Genomic DNA, 17,381 nt, shown 5'->3' on the forward strand with positions numbered 1-17,381 from the left:
CTCAAGTGACTTCGACCGAGGCCGAGTCAGTGGATATTGTTCCGCCAGGATTAATGACCGTGAACACCAAGTGAAGCGGTCCGGCCTGCATCGGCCGCCAGATGACTTCAACTTGGCCTTCATGATTTGTTTTGAACGTTACGACACCCATGAAATTGGTGGTTACTTGAACATCCCGGCCCGCCATAGGAAGGCCGGTGACAGTGTGCACGACAACGGCTTTTATATTCGCAAAGTCGGCCGGACCAATAGGGCTTTGCTCCACAATCACTTGTTTGATCCGGCCGTGCTCCGGGGAGCTCAGAGGGTCAAGCACAGCAATCACCTGCTGTTTGAATACCTCACTGCGCTCCACCCGCGCAATCAGGTCAAAATTGCCGAACTGTCCGGGTTTGAACTCGACACGCGCTTGCCCGCGCTCATCCGTCTCCGAAGGCAAGAAGCTCAGCTGTGGAAAATCCCAGCTCACCTGCAAACCCTTTGCAGCATGACCATTGCGGCTGTACACCACCTTGGCAATCGCCGAGACGCTTTCGCCTTGATAGAGCGTGGTTTTGTCGGTGATGAGGGATTCGAGCAACACTTCATCTTCCAGTACAAGGACAGGAATTGAAGACGCATACCATCCGGCCAGGCCCCCTTTCACGATAGCGGTCAACAACCTTTCGCCGGGGACGCTGAGAATGAATTCCACCGTAGCGTTGCCATTGATGTCTGTCAGGGTCGAATCGAGGCGGATACCGTCGAACTCCCACATGACCTCGGTATCCGGCAAAGGCTGACCGCTTATCGCGGAGACGACGGTAGCCTGCGCCGACATCTTCTGGCCCGGGTACCCGGAGGGCTCCAAAGCAGTAAGCGTGCCTATTTTTCGCGGCTCATTGAGCGTGAAATCCAGCCCGACCGAATCTGAGTAAACCTCATCCCCCACTCTCGCCCGCAGCACCGAAGCCCCCGGCGTGCGTGGGGTGAAGCGAATCCTCGCGACGCCATAAAAATCCGTCAGGCTGGTCTGTGTGCCCAAATCCGTATGGGTCCAGGTCACTTCAATCCCGACCATCGGTCTCCCGGAAATCGACGAGACCAAGGTTACCTGCTCGAGCAGTTCCTGGTTCCAGTCCAGCACCTGGCGGATTCGTGCACCCTCGGCAAATTTCAACACCTGAGTACCTGGACCCAGCGACATCGCGTTGGCCGGCGACAGACTGGCCAGTCGCTCGGCTGCCAGTTGCAGGTTGAAGCTGCCATCGCGCACGTCGCCCACTGCGAACGCAAACGCCAATCCCACGCCTTGAAAAGTCACAGGCGTACCCAGTGCTTGTCCGGACTCGAAACGAATATCCAGTTCGGCAGGCCCGGTGCCGGTCATGCCCAAGGTCAACTGACGACCGATCAAAGGGTTGTCGTTCGGCGCCAGCAGTTCGATACGATGCTGGCCCTTGCGCCGTGGAAAGGCAGTTTTATGGCCCCATGGATAAGCGGTGCCCCCGTCGAATCTGACGCTCAAGCTTTCCCATGGATCGCTGGCCAGTGCCATGATGTTCATCGACCGTCGCTCTTCGTAGCCGTTGTATGGACTATCAACGGCAGCGCTGATCGTGTGGGCGCCAGCCTCCTGCGGAGCAAAGGCAAAACCGCTCCAGCCGTGCGCATCGGTGTTGCTGGACTGCGTCGAGTTCCATCGGACCGGCACCCCTTCGACCGGCGCTTGCGTGTAGTGCGATATCACTCGAGTCCACAACCAGGCTGGCGCCAGGCCAACGACAGGGTCCACGGCTGACTCGCGTGACGATTCGATCTTGAGTCGATGATGGCCCAGCGTCATGTCGTTAAATCCGAAGGGCTGAAAGCCATATATACCAAACCCCACAGTGAATTCCCCAGGATGCTGGCTGCCGGAAAAATCAAACGTCCAGGTCACTCCACTGTCGCTTATGATTTGATTGCACAACCGATCAGGCGCGATTACCCCCCCCAAATCCTCCGGGTTTGTCCCTGCCCAACCTATCAACGCCTCGAGCCCAACCAAGGGGCTGAGCCCCGGGACTCTCAAGTTGTAATGATGCACCGCACCGAGGCAGGGAAAGAGTTGTTGAGCTTTCGACACTGTCATCTGGTCCAGCACCAGGAACAACTCCTCTGACAGGTCCTGGGAAATCAGCCGCCCGAACAGCTCGCGCTCGGGAATGCCATCGGTGGTCAATTTCAGCTCGAACAGTCTGCTGAGGCTGTCAGCCGCCCCTGAGCTCAACGTCCACGTCAGACCTCCCTCAGTCAATGGCCGGCGTGCGCCCAGATCACTGATGCGCAGTCCGATGTCAGGGTCGTCATCACGCCAGTGCAGCGCGATTTCCTTGTCGACCCACTCGCTGCCAGGCACAGCGGCGACTTTCAAGGTGTGAGTCTGCCCGCGCCGACACAACACACCCTGCACTTTGCGATCAACCACAACATCATCCAGCCACATGACCACCTGATCACGCCACGGGCTTGTGGCCAAGGCTTTCACTTGAAAAGGTCGTTCGACGGGCACTGCATCCGCATGCGCTTTGACCTTGGCAACGACCTCCATGTCACCCACCGCTGTCGGTGTATAAAGCAAACTCGCCCAGCCCCCTGAACCGGTGCTTGCCTGATGCGTTCCTCCATCGGGCAGCACCCATTCAACCAGGGCACTGACCACCGGATCACCATCGCCCAGCGCGACGTCATGCAGCACCTGCAGCCGCAGCAGCACGCTTTCTTCTTCATCGATGATCGGAAACTTGTTCGCCTCGCGCACTTCGCCGATCTTCACCACGTTGCGCGCCAGCGACATCTTCTTGAACGGCGAAGGCAACTTCAGTTTCGAGCAGGACAGCTGCACACTGAAAAGACCGTCGAAGCGGTCTGCATTGGTCAATGTCCACAACGGATCGGCTGCACCGACCGGCACCCGTTCGCCCAGTGGCGGACTGATCGTCACGCCCAGTTGCTCCGGCGAATCTCCGCTCCACGCCAGCGACAATGAAGTGCCCTGCAAAGCGGCGGGCACCTTGATGCGCAGCGGATAGTCCGCCCCGCGATTGGGGTAGCCGGTCTTTTCTGACCACGGCGTTTCTACCCCGTCTGACACGGCCAGCACGGCCTTCCACGGATCGGTCGCCAGCGCCTTCACCGCAAACGTCTCGGACACAGTGCCCGCCTGGTAATACGGGCTGTACGCCGAAGCCATGATGGTGAAATCACCCTCGGACGTGGGCTTATAGTCGAAATAGGCCCATCCGTTGTCATCGGTGTTGCTGGCCGCTTTAAGGCCCTGACCGTCGACTGCCCAGTTCACCGTGCGTCCCGCAAGGGGCTGCGAGGTGTACCAGGAAATCACCTGGACGCCCAGGCGCACGGATTGCTCACACTCCAGCACCGGGTAATAGGCGGCCTCCAGACGTTCGCGAAACGCCAAGCGGTGATGACCCAGCGACACTTCGAGCGGATAGGGTAGCGCGGTGTACTGGTTGCGCAGTTGCAAGGAAAACAGATACGGCTCGTCGTCGCCGATCAATGGGCAACTGAGCTGCCAGTCTTGCTGCAGTGGCTGATCGATCTCCCAACCGGGCTGGGCCAGGATGGCGCCTTGCGGGTTATTCTCAATCGTCAGCGATGCTTGCGTGCCCAGCCAGTCACTGTCGTCTTGCGGGATGAATCGCAAATGGTGCCCACCGCTGTGGGAGTCGAAGTCCGCCCCCAGGCAGAAGTGCAGGGGCGCACCCGGCGACAACGATTCTTCATCCAACTGCAGCGCTTGCAATTGCAATGGCAGATCGAGGTGCAACAGCAGCTCGATGCGGGCCACGCGAATCTCGGAGACCAAATCCCCCGCGTCATTCTCAGGACTGATGACCTCCACGCGCAAAGTCTGACCGGCCGTCAGTTCGAGATTCAACGTGCTTGTCGAAGGCGTGAGGTTCAAATCAAAAGGCTGCCCTTGCGCAAGCAAGTGCTGTTTCTGCTCAATGGCTTGTGCAGGTGGCGCCGGAATGTCGATGTCTTGCTGCAGTCCGGTCTCTACGACAGTGACCCGCAACGTACCTGCGCGGGTATGCATGGATTCATACAGAAAGCTCAGACAATAACGCACATGTGGGCTGATCGATTTGGGCGCCAGGAAGCTTTGAAAAACCGAAGAGCCTCTGGCAGCCCTCAGGTAGTTGATGTACTCAGCCCCGTGATAGTCCGTCATGACTGCAGCGGAGCCTGGACAGACCGGGCCTTTATTCCAGTGCTTGAAATCCTCACTGAAATCGCCGTTGAGCAGCAGATTCTGGTCAGCCTGGATGATCGGTTCACGCATGATTGCTCGCCCCTTTGAGTGTGCCCCGTTGGCCGGGCCCAGCTGCCACCACCTTGTCTTGCACAATCCGCAAGAATGTCGGGTCGCCGACTTTGGCGGTGTAGCGAATGCGCACGATGATGTCGGTCAAGGATTCCAGCATGGCTTTCTGTGGCTGCTCGCCTGCCCATGGAAAATTCAGCGTCCAGCGCGAAACCGCTCCGGTGCATTCAAATGGGTTGAGCAAGCCTTCGTCGGGTTTCAGGGTGGTCATGCCGGTGTCGCCGAAACCACTCGACAGGGCAATCTGCTGACCGCTACGCAGATTGATCTGTACATCCGCCGGCCCCACCGCGCCCGCGGGTGCATACAAGTATTCAATGGATTGAAGGCTAGCCTTGGTCGCAGTCATGCTGCTGACCTGCAGCAACGTCGCACGCGCATCTTCGTAAGGACCGAGCAGCACGGGCAGGTCGACCTCCACGGCATTGATCTGCCGGCAGTAATGACCCGGGTGATCACGGTCGAACAGTAGTTGCGAGAGTTTGAATTCCAGCTTGCCGCTGGCCCGCAATTGATCCAACGCCTCATCCCAGCCTGCGGCACCTGCTTGCGGATCAGTGGTGTCTTGAAACAGGCCACGCAACGAAATGGTTTTCACCAACTCGACCCGCCGTTCAAAGCGTTGCAGATACTCGCGCTCCATACGCAGCAAATACTCGCGCAAATGCTCGCCGGCAGTCAGGCCATGGCGGCTGTCGAGCCAGATCTGCGGCAGTGGAATCTGCGCGTCGTAGTCGCCGGTTTCGGCACTGAGCGAGGCCTGCGCGCTGATGCACAGACTGACCACGGCGTCATAGGCCTGATAGTGCAACGCTTTGAGCTGACCCAACAGCCAGCCGAGCAGTTCGGTGTTGCACGCGCGTTTTTTCAGGAAGTTGTAAAACGTCAGCGCTTGCGCATTGGCGCGCAAGGTTTGCTCAAGGCCGGCGCGCGCCGAGGCCACTGCATGCCCCTGCGCAATGATCTGCTCATCCAGTGCACGGATCTCCGCCAGCGCCTGATTGCGTTGCAGGTTCCATTCGTTGCGGCGACGCCGATAGGCCTCGGTGGTTGCCTGCTTGTCGGCATCCAGTTGTATCGCCTGTGCGGCGACCCCCAGGCCGAAGCTGACGGCTTTAAGCGCTTCATCCACTCGATGGCCGCCGTTGGCCAAGCCGAAAACATTTGGCAAGGAGGCCAACACCGCCGCCGCCGGCTGGATCGCTGAAGACGCCAGGGCCAGTTGTTTCGACCGCTGAATACTTTCCATCACCGCGTATTCAACCGCCGAGACGTTTTCGTCATACACCCGCGCGTAGGCCTCGGCGCGTTCCTGAGCCATCGCCTTGCTCTGCTGCAACGCCGACACGCTCGCCTGCAGTTGCGCAATGACCTGTTCCTGCACGGTCTGCGCGTAAGCGCCGAGTTCCACCAGATGGTTCTGCTGCAGCTCTTCCTGTTCGACGCGATCACGTTGTTCGAGCAGGCGCAGCACCTGATTGCCGTAATCCTGCAGGGTCTGCACGGCACGCAGGGCGGCTTCGTAGGAAACCCGCCAGCGGAACGCACCGACTTCCAGCCGCCCGCCCATTGGCCGGGGCGACCCGACATTCCCCGCGGCCAGATCCCGTAACAGTTGGTTCGGATCGGTGGGCGGGCTGAACAGCGGAATCAGTAACGGCCGGCCATCGAGCGTGAGGTTGTTGCGCAAGTTGTGCAGACGCTGAGCGGGCAAGGCGTACAGGTCGAGCAATTGCTGATTGACCGGCAACTTGAACGGCTCGACCGCCAGCAGTCCCATCGGTGGCGCACGATCGGCCGCCACGGGGAATTGCGTCAGGTTGAAGTCCAGCGTTTTTTCAAACTGTTCCAGCGCCGGCCGCGACACACCGAGTTCCAGCAGTTGCCCGACGGTCTTCGTTTCCCATTGGTTGACCGTACGCGCCGAGGGCGTCTTGCCCATGAAGAATTCGGCCTGGATGTAGCAAAGCTTGGCGGCCACCAGACTGTCGCGGGTCAGTTGCCGGTAATGCCAGTCGCCCCAGGTCATCAGGTTTTTCACGTATTCGGTGAACACCAGAATTTTCAAGTGTCGGGGGGCCGAATAACCGATCGCGTCGGGATCGGTCGGCGCCCAGGCTTCACAGCCAGAATTGCCCTCGCTGGTTAACGGTCGGCAGCGCCAGTACTGGGGCCGTGGATTGCCGGTATCCGACTCTGACATAGAGGTCTGATCGGCAGGCGCCTGTGGATCAAAAAGATAATGCAGCCATTCTTGCGCCTCCTGAAACCGGTCCTCGGCACTTAGACGAGTCGCGATAAGGTGGGGCAGATGGAAAAAAAGCTCCCAGAAAAACAAACCGTTGGCGCCGTCGAATGCACCGTTAGCTTCCTTGAAATCCGGTTTGCCGACAGGCGCCGGCTCAGCGAGAAACTGCGTGTCCCAGTCAAGGACAGCGTCGACGGAAATGCTGGCGCGCTGCACCAGTTCCGGGCCGAACAACGAGTTCAGACGGACATACTCGAGTGTGGTGTTGCCCTGTTTGAGCTGTAGAAACTGTGCGGCGTCGGTGCTGTTTTTCAGCAGTGCTGGCGGAGCCCACGGGGCCAGGTTAACGATGGTCAACGTAAACGAGTTAGTGTCACGGTCCTTTGCACCAAAGGTGAAGACCGGGTTGTTCCAGCCACCGCTCCCTCGCTTGAACTCCCACCATTGAGTCATTCCACCCTCAGCAGGTATAAGGTCTACAGGGCCTGGATCAGGGTCAGGTGTGGTTCTGTTCATCAGTGCGAGAATGAATGGCTGGCTAACCGCTCCCGGGGATGGCAGCAAAACACCTTGAACCCGTACCACATCTTCGCTTCCTCGCCGAAATGCAAAGGCCCTCAGCTTCAAAAACGGGGTCAACGGTCCCGCTGGCGACGCAGCCTGTGTCATCGTCACTTGACTCAGCAATGGGTGCTGAACGATATCCGCAGTGGTGAAGCGATCTTTCACCATTTCTTCAAAAAGACCGCCATCATCCTGGACCGGCCGGAACAACACGTCCCTGAAAATACTGATTTTCGTTACTTGTGAATCCTTATGGACGAACTGAACGCCCAATTTGCGCTTGGGGTTCAATTGATCATCCCATAGGGTCACTATCAGACGCCCTCCTTGAAATTTATCCTCCTTGCTGGTTGCCTCAAACAAGCGCAGCGGCGCCAGCCACTGGCCGTTTTGAGTCATGAATGACAGATTGATCGTGAGCTTGTGCGGGACGAATTGCGCTTCTGCTGCGGCCCCCAGACTCTCGCGCCATTCCGCCCAGACCAGACAAAAGCGGCCATTCCAGTACAGCGGCCGCATATCAACAATCTGCCCTTCGACGGCAATGTCCACCGCTTGCCATTCGCTCCACGCAGCCGGGTTGATCGCGGTGCATGTTGGCGAGAGTTCGACCTGGGCCTTGCGCCAGAAATACTGGAAGGGCTGCTCACGCTGACGTCCGACAAAGTAATAGTCAGCCTTTGTCGGCGACTCACCGTCCATGTACGCACTGATCACGTCCAGATTGCAGGTCTGTTCGAAAGTTTGCAGATAGTCACGCAATGCCAACTGCACGGAGTCGTTGTTCAGGCGCGTCTGGTTCAGGCTGTTTTCAAGGTTGTTGAACAGGCTGCTCTTGCGCTGGCGCACGAATGGATTGATGAAGTTTTCCGGATAGACCGCGATCATTTGCAGGGCGGCCCAGTCCGGATAGTTGCTGTAGAGCGCCCAGTCGGCCAGATCCTGCTTGTCGAATTCAGTGTCGACGAAGCCCGGCTCCATCTTGCGGTAAACCCCATGAATGTACTGCTGAGCGCTGCTGATCGCCTCAGCGACCCAGGAGCTTTGCACCTGATAGTTGTCCAGAGGATCCATGCGCAGCAACTCGGCCAGATCACTCGGCGTTTTGACGAAACTGTAATCCCTGTCGCCGCTTTTCCTGACCTTGCCGATGCAATACTCGACCAGCGCCGAGCGACGTTTTTCCAGCAACTCGCCAACAATATTCACTGCCATGATCCTTGCTCCTGAAGCCGTGCAATGAGGGTGCCCTGACGCCTGAACAGTGTTCAGGCGTCAGCTTCATCAGCCTGAAAAATGATGGGGTCGAAGGCCGTCGAAATGCCGCTTTCGACGCTGACAGCACTTAGGATGAAAGTGCCCGCCTCTGTGCTGGAAACGAAGGCCCGGGCAAGCCCGTCCTGATTGGTGAAGGACTCCTGGGGTCGGATGTTCAGGAGCACCGTTCCGTTTGGCCCGATAGTCTTGTAAACCCACCTCATCAGACTGTTAGGCCCGAGATTGGAATAACCGTCGATCAACGTGGCATACACCTCGACCTCCTGACCAAGGCTGACGGGGCCTGTTGGTAATGGAGAGCGCCAGTCCGCAAGGAATCTCAGGGACTTGGCTTCATAGGAAACGCTGATGGCCGGGGCAAACTGCGGGTCCATCAACGGCAGCCAGAACATCGGCGTTTCCGTGCCCTGGATTTTGCCGGGCGTGTACTCCGCCTTGAGCACGCCATCCGTGTCGGTATCGCGGCCGCTGATTGTCCCCAATGAGGCTTGCCAGTAAACCGGGATCCCGCTCAAGGCCTTACCTGCGGCGTCCTTGAGGGTCACGGTGAAGACCGCTTTCTCGCCTGGTTTGCCCGCCACCACAGTGTGCACGTCAAGTGTGCATTCGATATCGACCAGTTTCTTCAGATCACCGTCGAGCTGGGCCGCCGGTATCGCCGTTTCGGTCACGCTCAGCAAGGCTCGCTCGGCCGCAGCGGCGTAGGCCGCTTTGTCAGGAATGCCGACATCCTCCGACAACTTGCCAATGAGAAACAGCGTCAACGCATCCATGTTGGTATGCGCCGAGAGCGCACGAATGCGCGTCAGCAGATCCAGTTGTTGCAAGTTCTTCAGGAGCATCTGGTCGGGTGGATCGAGCTCGGGTTTCATCCGCTCGATGCACTCACGCACCTCCTGAACACTCCAGCCAAAAAAATCGGCCAGCCGGATCGCCGCCGCTTCTTGCACCAGTGTCTTTGCATTGCCTCCAAGATCCGTTGGCAAATGATTGACCTGGCGCAGGTAGTCGAGCAGCTTTTGCTGCGGCTGCTCGCTGAGTCCGAAGGCTCGACCGAGGACGCTCAAGTAATACAGCGTACTGATCGAAAAGGCGTGTTTATCCTGCAGCTCAAACCAGTCCTTATGGCCGTAATCGAGATAGTCCGTGAGGAGTGCTGCACTCAGATCGAGTTTCGCCACCACCTCACTGCGCCGGCGCAGTTCAGCCAGCAAGGTGAGCAGCGGATCATGCGGCTGGACAGGCCCGATCACCGTGCCATTCTCGAGCGGCTCATCAGCTTCCAGCACCTGCCTCAAGAATGGACAAACGTCCGAGTTGGCCCATCGCAACACCGCCAGCACCTGCTCCGCACTGATCCCGACATACACCGCCAGCGACTCCTTGGCCAGCGACGCTTGCGCCTGCCGGACCAGCAACAGCACACCGAGCATTTTCTCGACAATGGTCGCAAGCAACTCCGCATTGAGGTCGCCCAGGCCTTCTTTGACGACCTTTTCAAGACGTATCATCGCGGACGCCTGGTACGCCTCTTCGCTCCCGTCAAAGTCGAGCACCAAGCCGAGCGAGTCGACCAAGGGAGCATCCTCCCCGGATTGCCCACTCAACAGATCCAGCCAACTGGCGGAGGGCAATGGCGGTACGCCCGCCATCTGCAAACGGGCGTCGCTGAACAACGCGGAAGAGCCCATATTGTTGATCTTTTCGATCAGTTGCTGATCTTGCTCGGAGAGTACGTTGGGTGCCACGGGTGGAGCGACATGCTGCAAGACCCAAAGCACCGGCAGGTCGCTTTCACGACACCACTCGACGCAGGTTTCGAGTGCATCGATGAGGCTCAGCACATCCGCTTGTGACCCCGAGTCATCGATCAGAGGTTCGCCGGCCAGGCCATTGATCCAGTCGTCGCCCCCCAGCAACGTCAGCATCAATACTCCTTCCACCGGGGTGATGCCCAACAGCCGCGGCAAGTACACCAAACGGTAAAAGCCGGATACGACCGCCAGGCTGCGTTTCAGACTATTACCAGTGCCTTGCGCCCTTGCGATCGCCACTGCCAGATACTGATAGGTCTGCAGATCGATGCCCAGACCGCTGCACAATTGATTGACGGTCAAATCGGAGACGCCCGTGGCCGGCAATACGGGAAACGTTCCGTTATCGAGTTTCAACGGCTCGCGATAGGTGCCCTGACTGTTGAAGACTCGGTCGAAGTGCGACGCGCTGTCACTACGGCCGTAAACCGAAAGGGTGTTGATGAACGCCGCGAAATCTTCCGCCGTACACTGGTGATGCTCGCGCAACGCCTGGAACAGTCCCAAGGCGTGGGTTACGTTGTCCGTGATCTGCCACTGAGGCTCGGTTTTCTTACCCCGCGCCTCGGCCTGGATGGCGGCGACCAGCAAGGCGTCGGTTTGGTCGCTGGGCAATTGCATCCAGCTGTCCAGGCGGACCTTGCGATTGATGCGGTCAAAACGGGCAAGACCCTCCACCCTGGTGGGGTCCACGTTCAAACGATGAACTTGCCTTTCGAAATTGATACTGATGGCAGGAAACTCGTTGCCATTCAGATACACCGAACCAGAGCGCCAGCTTTCCGGCGAACCAGGTGGACTTTCTTCGGCGAAGGTCACATTGGGCGAGCGCACCGGTGCAAAGTCGCGGATAGAAAACAGTGCCTCAATGCTCTCGCTATCGAGCTTGGTTCGTTCACCGAAAAATGGCACCTGGCTGAGGTTCTGGTACTCAACCGGAGTCGTGCCGAAATTTTCCTCATAAAAGGCCACTCGATCTCCATGCTCGACCGGAGCCTCGGTGAGCAACCCACGCTGATAAGGCCCGAGCCGCGAGGCATGCGCGAGGGCGCGCCCCAAGTCTGCATCCCAGCCTTTCTGTTGTTGAAAATACGGAAATTGCAGATCCGTCCTCTGCACCAGATGCCCCACCGACAGGCCGTAGTGGCGAGTAACGCCGTCAATCGAAACCCAGTGTTGATAGTACGGCAGGCCATTGGGGTAGCGTGCCTGATACAGGGCATCGTCCAGGTCCAGTGCTGGATCGTTGGCCTTGATGAAGGTTTCCAGCACCGGGACGATGATGTCCACGGCCGACACCGGGCGGTGCACAGCGTTGTAATCGATCGACAACTGCTTGATGTCTGTACGACGTTCGTGGAAGGGGTACTTTGCCTCGTCCACGCCTTCAGGATCCAAGCGCTGGTTGATCCAGCGCAATAACTCCATCAAATAAGCCACCGGCGAAGTGATCGATTCCAGCGCCTGAGGCGGGCTGAGCTGCTCAAATCGCGGGCTGAACAACACCTCATAGCTCGGCCCCGGAACGATCGATAACAGCCCGCTCGATGGCTGTGCAACGACGTCATCCTCAGCTTCACGCGGGCCTGCCAGTCTCTGCTCGATAAACCGTCGACGGACAAATGTGGCCATGCTGTAGGCCCGCCGCAACAATTGTTGAGCATCCACCGGTTCGAGTTGGTAGTCCCTGACCAGTTCGTGAACGCCCTTTTCGATGAAGGGGAAAACCGATCCTCCCTCTTTGAAATACGTCGCGAGAGCGACGTGCTTTTCCAGATCTGCGGGGGCAAACAGCTGATTGAGCATCTGTACCGCAGGGCGATCGTGTGCGTCGGCCATCGTCGGAATCCTTGCGTCGGTTACCCGCCTGAACAGCCGCGGAAGTGGGCTGTGCATCGGTTCAAGTCCCAGCTATTGGGCGCGCGATGGCGGTTGGCGTCTACTGTCAGATCTGACAGTAGACGCGACCGTTCATCGGGAATGGGCTAGCTTGATTGGCCCGGGGGCAACACTTCAAAGCGCGGGCTCACGGCCCAGTCGGACCCAAGCGCCGGGTCTGCTCCGGGCGCAAAACTCTGGCGAAACCGATACCAGTTACCCCTTGGCGCCAGCGCTGTCATGGCTTCACCGCGCCACTGTCCGTCGCTCACCGCGAGGTCGTCGGCCCACACCACGTCCGGGTTGAACCAGCTCACCACCTGGCCGACACCGGCCTTGCCGGTCCCGGCAAAGGTCACCGGCGCGGCGACCCAACGGCCCGCCGACGGGTCTTCGATATGGGGCAACCAGGTGTTGATTTGCACCGGACGTGGATCGGAGACCGCAGAGACGAACTCTCCACACGAGGCCTGGACGGTCAGAGCACTGGGGCCACCAGAATGATCAATGCCTGCTGATAACGACCATGTACGATCCTCAAGCACCTGAACCGAGCCCAGCGTGGTGCCAGTCGACAGTTTTACTGTGACCGTGTCCCCCGGAAAGCCGAATCCTGAGACCACTACCGCGCCACCGATTGCCGCACTCTGGGTCGGGGACTCGATAACCGGCGAAGATGGCACGATCTGGAAGTCGCACAGCAAATCCTTGGACGTCTCGCTGTCAGACGTTTGCTGCAGGCGCATTTTGTAGTATCCGACCTGAGGCAGCGTGACCTGCCCACTCCACTGGCCGCTGGCACTGACCAGCACTTCGCGCAGCAAGGGCGCATCGACTCCCACCAGCCACGCGTTCACCCTTGCCCCAGGCCAGCCGGTACCGGACACCGTCGACTGCCGCGGCAGATGTCCACCCTCGCCGGGAACCAGCAAAACCGGTGGTTTCAACACGACGTGGCAGACTCGAATCTCGCTGCGGTGGGAACTGTCATTCTCAAGCGTTTGCTGGGCCGTCAGGGATAACTTGCCGTATCTCAGGTCGGTCAGTTCAATCGACCAGTCGCCGTCACTGGTTAACCGTTTGGAATTGAGCACGGTTCCATATTGTTCATCCCACACTCGCATCGTTGCGCCTTCCATACCGAGCTCGCCGCTGACGGTCGTGTTGCGACTGACCTCCGCACCTTCGGCTGGAACGGTGATTTCTGGTTTGAGCATTGCCCGGCGAACGGTGAAGCTGCCCGTGGCAGGCACCGAGGTCTGCGAGGCGACGGTCTGCGTCACGCTGAAGCGGTGGGTCACGCCCGGCGCAAACGGCTCATCCCGGCGGAAGGTCCAGGTGCCGCCGGTGACGGTGGGTCTGTGTTTGACGCCGTCGTTGTTGTACTCGAGGGTCACGGCCGCACCCGGCCAACAGGTGCCGCTGATGTGCGGCGACTGGTCCGCTTCGACTGCGACAACCGAGCCGGGCGCGAGGGGTGGGATATTTACCTTGAGCCCGATCCAGTTTGGCGACGCTTGACCGCTCACATATTGCTTGGCATGGACAGCCCGGTCGAGTGTCGGCCCCCACTCCTCAAGTGCACGGCTAGTCCACACACCGTTACTGACCAACGCTTGCGCAGCAACCTGGGTAGTAAGGTCAGCGTTGAAGAGCCTGACCGTGGCGCCGCTCAACCCCTTGCCGGAAAACACCGGGGTGTAGACATTGGTATAAATGATATCGCTCGGGTCAGGAACACCGTGATTGTCGGTGAACGTTGTGGGTGTTGACTCGATCCAGCCACTGGCATTGTCCGAGACTTTCTGCACGGCGCTCAACGTGTAGGAACCCGGGGGCCATTTCTGCGAGGTCACTTCCCATTTCCCATTGCTGACCACGACGACAGGCGGCGGTGACGCATCTGCAGAACCACTGACAATCTTTATCTCTACGGTCGCGCCGTTAAGCCCCGTACCGGAAAATTTTGCCGAACTGATGCTGGGGTGTTCGACCTTGATAGAGCTTAGTACGGGTGGCCGAACTCTAAAGGCGCGCGGCGCACTGCGCTCAGAATGAACATTGCCTTTCACTTGTTCAGCGACAAGACTGTTGTTACCAGCAGGTACCGTGACCGAAACCTTCCAGTCTCCATCCGATTGATTCGTTACCGTCCCCAACTGCAGGTCAGACAGGTCTTTGAGAATACGAATGTCACAACCTCTGACGCCGCGGTTGCCAGTCACCTCGAAAGTCGTGTTCTGGACGACAGAGGCATCAGGCCCAGTGATGCTAGGCGTTTGAGGTACCGTATAGACAACGTAATCGCTTGTCTCCGCCGATTCCAGTCCAGCCATCGTCGCCTTCGCCCTGATTGTAACCAAGCCCTTGGACAAGTCTGTTTCTGAGGTTTTACTCCACGCTCCGCGGGCATCAACCAAGGCATTACTCAGCAGCAACTTGTCTGGACTAATTTGCCGTACTGTTACCAATGCGCCCGGGCTTGCCTGCCCAGAAAATAGCGGACGGAGGGGCACGATTTCATTTTGTGCCGGATTTGTAATAACGGGGGTGATGATTCTCAGCCCTGTCACGGTATTAGAGGGTGCCGATTGATAGCCGGAGAATTTTTGTCTGGCAAAAACACTGTTAGCTGACCATTCCCACTTTTCAACATTAATAGTCCAAACTCCATTAGACGCAGTGACCGCTTGTTGTTTGATCACAGCGCCCGTCAAACTCGTGTACAACTCAATGATCCCGCCCAAAATCCCATTTTTTCCGGATACAGCAAGTGGCATATTGACGATGGCATTGGAAGCGGGAAGGGTAATTTCCGGAATGGGTACCGCCACCATAAAATCAACACGAGCCTCCACGGCCTGTCGAGCCACCAGACGATAAGTAGCAGGCTCTTGCAATGTTACGATGGCGGACCATTTACCACTTGAAATAACACCAGCCCTCCTCTCAACTAAGTCCTCCCCTTTAAATAACTCTACAACAATTTGAGTCGAAAGAGACGTGGTTCCTTCAACTTTTAACGGGCCCGGTGGAACGCTGGAGTTTTTTAGCGGATAGGTAATAACCGCGCTATTCAATTCAATCACGCCCATATTATTAGTATCCACGTTTTTTCTCCCGCAATTGCCTTGACTTCGATCCCGTTGGAACCAGCCTGACGGCTACCCGGGGAGGAGACAGATGAAGAGTGGACGAGCACGACTATCGCCGCCCCTGAAACCTCTAAAGAGCAAATGTCTGAAAAGGCGTGGTTTCCCAACCATCGTTATGAGTCCCATCAAAATCACAAGAAAAAGCCAATGAAACCTGCTTTTCATCTGATGGCACCGTCACATAACGTACGTAGTTAATAAATTGTGACGGCTGAACCTCCTGCCACATTGCATCTGGGGATACGATTTCGCCGGTCCCCTTAGTAGTCTTAATGTAAAAATTCAAATTCCCACGATACCAAGGCTTATTGAGAGGTCGCGTAGTCATCTTGTACTGCAAGGTTCTTGCGCGCACGACGCCTCCACTATTCTTATATTGAACTATCAACCAGGCAAACAACTCGGGAATTCTATGATTCAGATAGAGCTGTACTGTCTTCGCATCATTCCAAAACTCTTCATTTGTAGAATTCTCCACAAATGAACCATGGCCTAAACTTATAATTCCGAGCCGCTCTGCCTCTAGGGCTGCATGTTGCTTTTGAGCACCCAGCCCCCCGGCATGGGCCCCACTTTTCGTAACACTATTCATCTCACTATCATCATTTTTACTGCCGTTCTTTTTGGATACATCTGCCGCGCCAGAGGTAACTTTCATGCTGGATACTCCTAATATTGACTGGAGAAAATACAATACTCACTCAAGGTGCCTTACGACACTGTCAAACCTGACAGGTTTAAAAGATCGATTTCGAATAAATTTATGAAAACTATCAGGAATAGGGAATAAGAAATAAGGAATAAGGAATGAGGAATGAGGAATGAGGAATGAGGAATGAGGAATGAGTGTGCAGGATTTAAGCTACAGACTAGTCCTGCGACAAGACGATCTCGGGCCTGCCCGCGATGACTCTAGAGGGAGCAGCGCCAGACTCAAGCCGAGGCCGGCAGCGCTTGAAAACTGAAGTATTGCTTCAGCGCCTGCACCAATTGCGCGTATTCGGCGGGGGGGCGTTGCAGAATGAAGCCGGCGTCGTAGTGTTGCGGCGTGGCGTCTTCATGGCACCACAGGCAACACGCGGTCAGGTCGATGACTTGCTGGCAGCCGTCGCCCATGGGGATTTTCAAACGCAGGTTGAAGTCGACTCCGACCATCATCGGCAACTGACTGATAAGCATCAGCCCGTCTTCGGAGACGTTGCCCAGAAAGCCGATCGGTTTATCGGTGACGCTGTTGAACACTCTGAGGAAATACGGCAGCTGATGCCGTTCGATCCGGCGGTCGGTAAACATGCGCAGTTCGCCATGCAGGGCTCCATCACAGAGCCGCACCTTTGCTTCGGAACAGGCCCGTGCCGCCGGCCTGCTCTCCCCGCTTCCGGTGTGACGGTCGCTGAATTCGCCGTCACGTGACCACTTGCCAGTCGCAGGTGTTGCGTCGGTGACAGGCCTTCACGTCCAGCCACCGAGTCATTCGACTATAGCTCAGCTTGTACACACGGCCAGAATTTGTATGACAACTGTCATCAGAAACGGGTCGGGCGCACCACCGCAGCGGCGCTGCGCGTCGGGTAATGACCCAGGCTCTGCAGGGTTTCCAGACGGGCGCGGGCGCGGTAGGCGTATTCGCTGTTCGGGTAGGAGGCCATGATGAACTGATACGTCTGCGCGGCATCGACGAACATTTTCTGCCGTTCGAGGCACTGCCCGCGCATCATCGACACTTCCGGCCACACATACGGGCGCGCGCGGCTGGCGCGTTCGACCTTGGACAGTTCGAGCATGACCTGCTCGCAATTGCCACGATCATAGGCGCTGTAGGCGTTGTTCAAATGATGGTTCATCGACCAACGGGTGCAGCCCGTGACGGCGAGGACGCTGAGGGCAAGGGCGGCAATGGGTACGAATCGCATGAGGGTTCTCCTGTCTTGAGCAATGTATCGACCCAGGGTCGGAAATCTTCAGGCGCGTTTGTCCCAAAGTTGCAGCGTTCAATAAAGAAACTGATAAGTAGTGCATTCGAACAATGACTACACCCCAAGAGCATAGTAGCCTTCGCTAGCGCTTGAACT

General features: G+C 57.6%; 7 protein-coding genes. All 7 read right to left on the reverse strand.

The window, feature by feature from the left end:
• Window position 1: 1 nt before the first annotated feature.
• Entirely contained in the window at window positions 2–4,330 is a 4,329-nt protein-coding gene (locus tag ACQ4OE_RS20270) for a hypothetical protein (protein WP_430947679.1), read from the reverse strand.
• A complete protein-coding gene (locus ACQ4OE_RS20275; RefSeq protein ID WP_430947680.1) occupies window positions 4,323–8,399 on the reverse strand; it encodes a neuraminidase-like domain-containing protein in 4,077 nt (1,358 codons plus the stop codon). The genes ACQ4OE_RS20270 and ACQ4OE_RS20275 overlap by 8 nt, the downstream gene beginning before the upstream one ends.
• Before the next feature lie 53 nt (window positions 8,400–8,452).
• Window positions 8,453–12,115, reverse strand: a complete 3,663-nt coding sequence (locus ACQ4OE_RS20280; protein ID WP_430947681.1) for a Tc toxin subunit A — start codon at window positions 12,113–12,115, stop codon at window positions 8,453–8,455.
• A gap of 146 nt (window positions 12,116–12,261) precedes the next feature.
• Complete coding sequence (locus ACQ4OE_RS20285) at window positions 12,262–15,264, reverse strand: hypothetical protein (protein WP_430947682.1); 3,003 nt, start codon at window positions 15,262–15,264, stop codon at window positions 12,262–12,264.
• Between the two features lie 115 nt (window positions 15,265–15,379).
• Window positions 15,380–15,967: a hypothetical protein gene (locus ACQ4OE_RS20290; RefSeq protein WP_430947683.1), complete on the reverse strand. Its 588-nt coding sequence runs from the start codon at window positions 15,965–15,967 to the stop codon at window positions 15,380–15,382.
• A 275-nt stretch (window positions 15,968–16,242) separates the two neighbouring features.
• Window positions 16,243–16,602 carry a PilZ domain-containing protein gene (locus tag ACQ4OE_RS20295; RefSeq protein ID WP_122589645.1) on the reverse strand — a complete coding sequence of 120 codons (360 nt, stop codon included), beginning with the start codon at window positions 16,600–16,602 and terminating at the stop codon, window positions 16,243–16,245.
• Between the two features lie 233 nt (window positions 16,603–16,835).
• A complete protein-coding gene (locus ACQ4OE_RS20300) occupies window positions 16,836–17,222 on the reverse strand; it encodes a tetratricopeptide repeat protein (protein ID WP_122589647.1) in 387 nt (128 codons plus the stop codon).
• Window positions 17,223–17,381 lie beyond the last annotated feature (159 nt).

Source organism: Pseudomonas sp. WC2 (genome assembly GCF_050586545.1).
In the GTDB taxonomy this organism is placed as follows: Bacteria; Pseudomonadota; Gammaproteobacteria; order Pseudomonadales; family Pseudomonadaceae; genus Aquipseudomonas.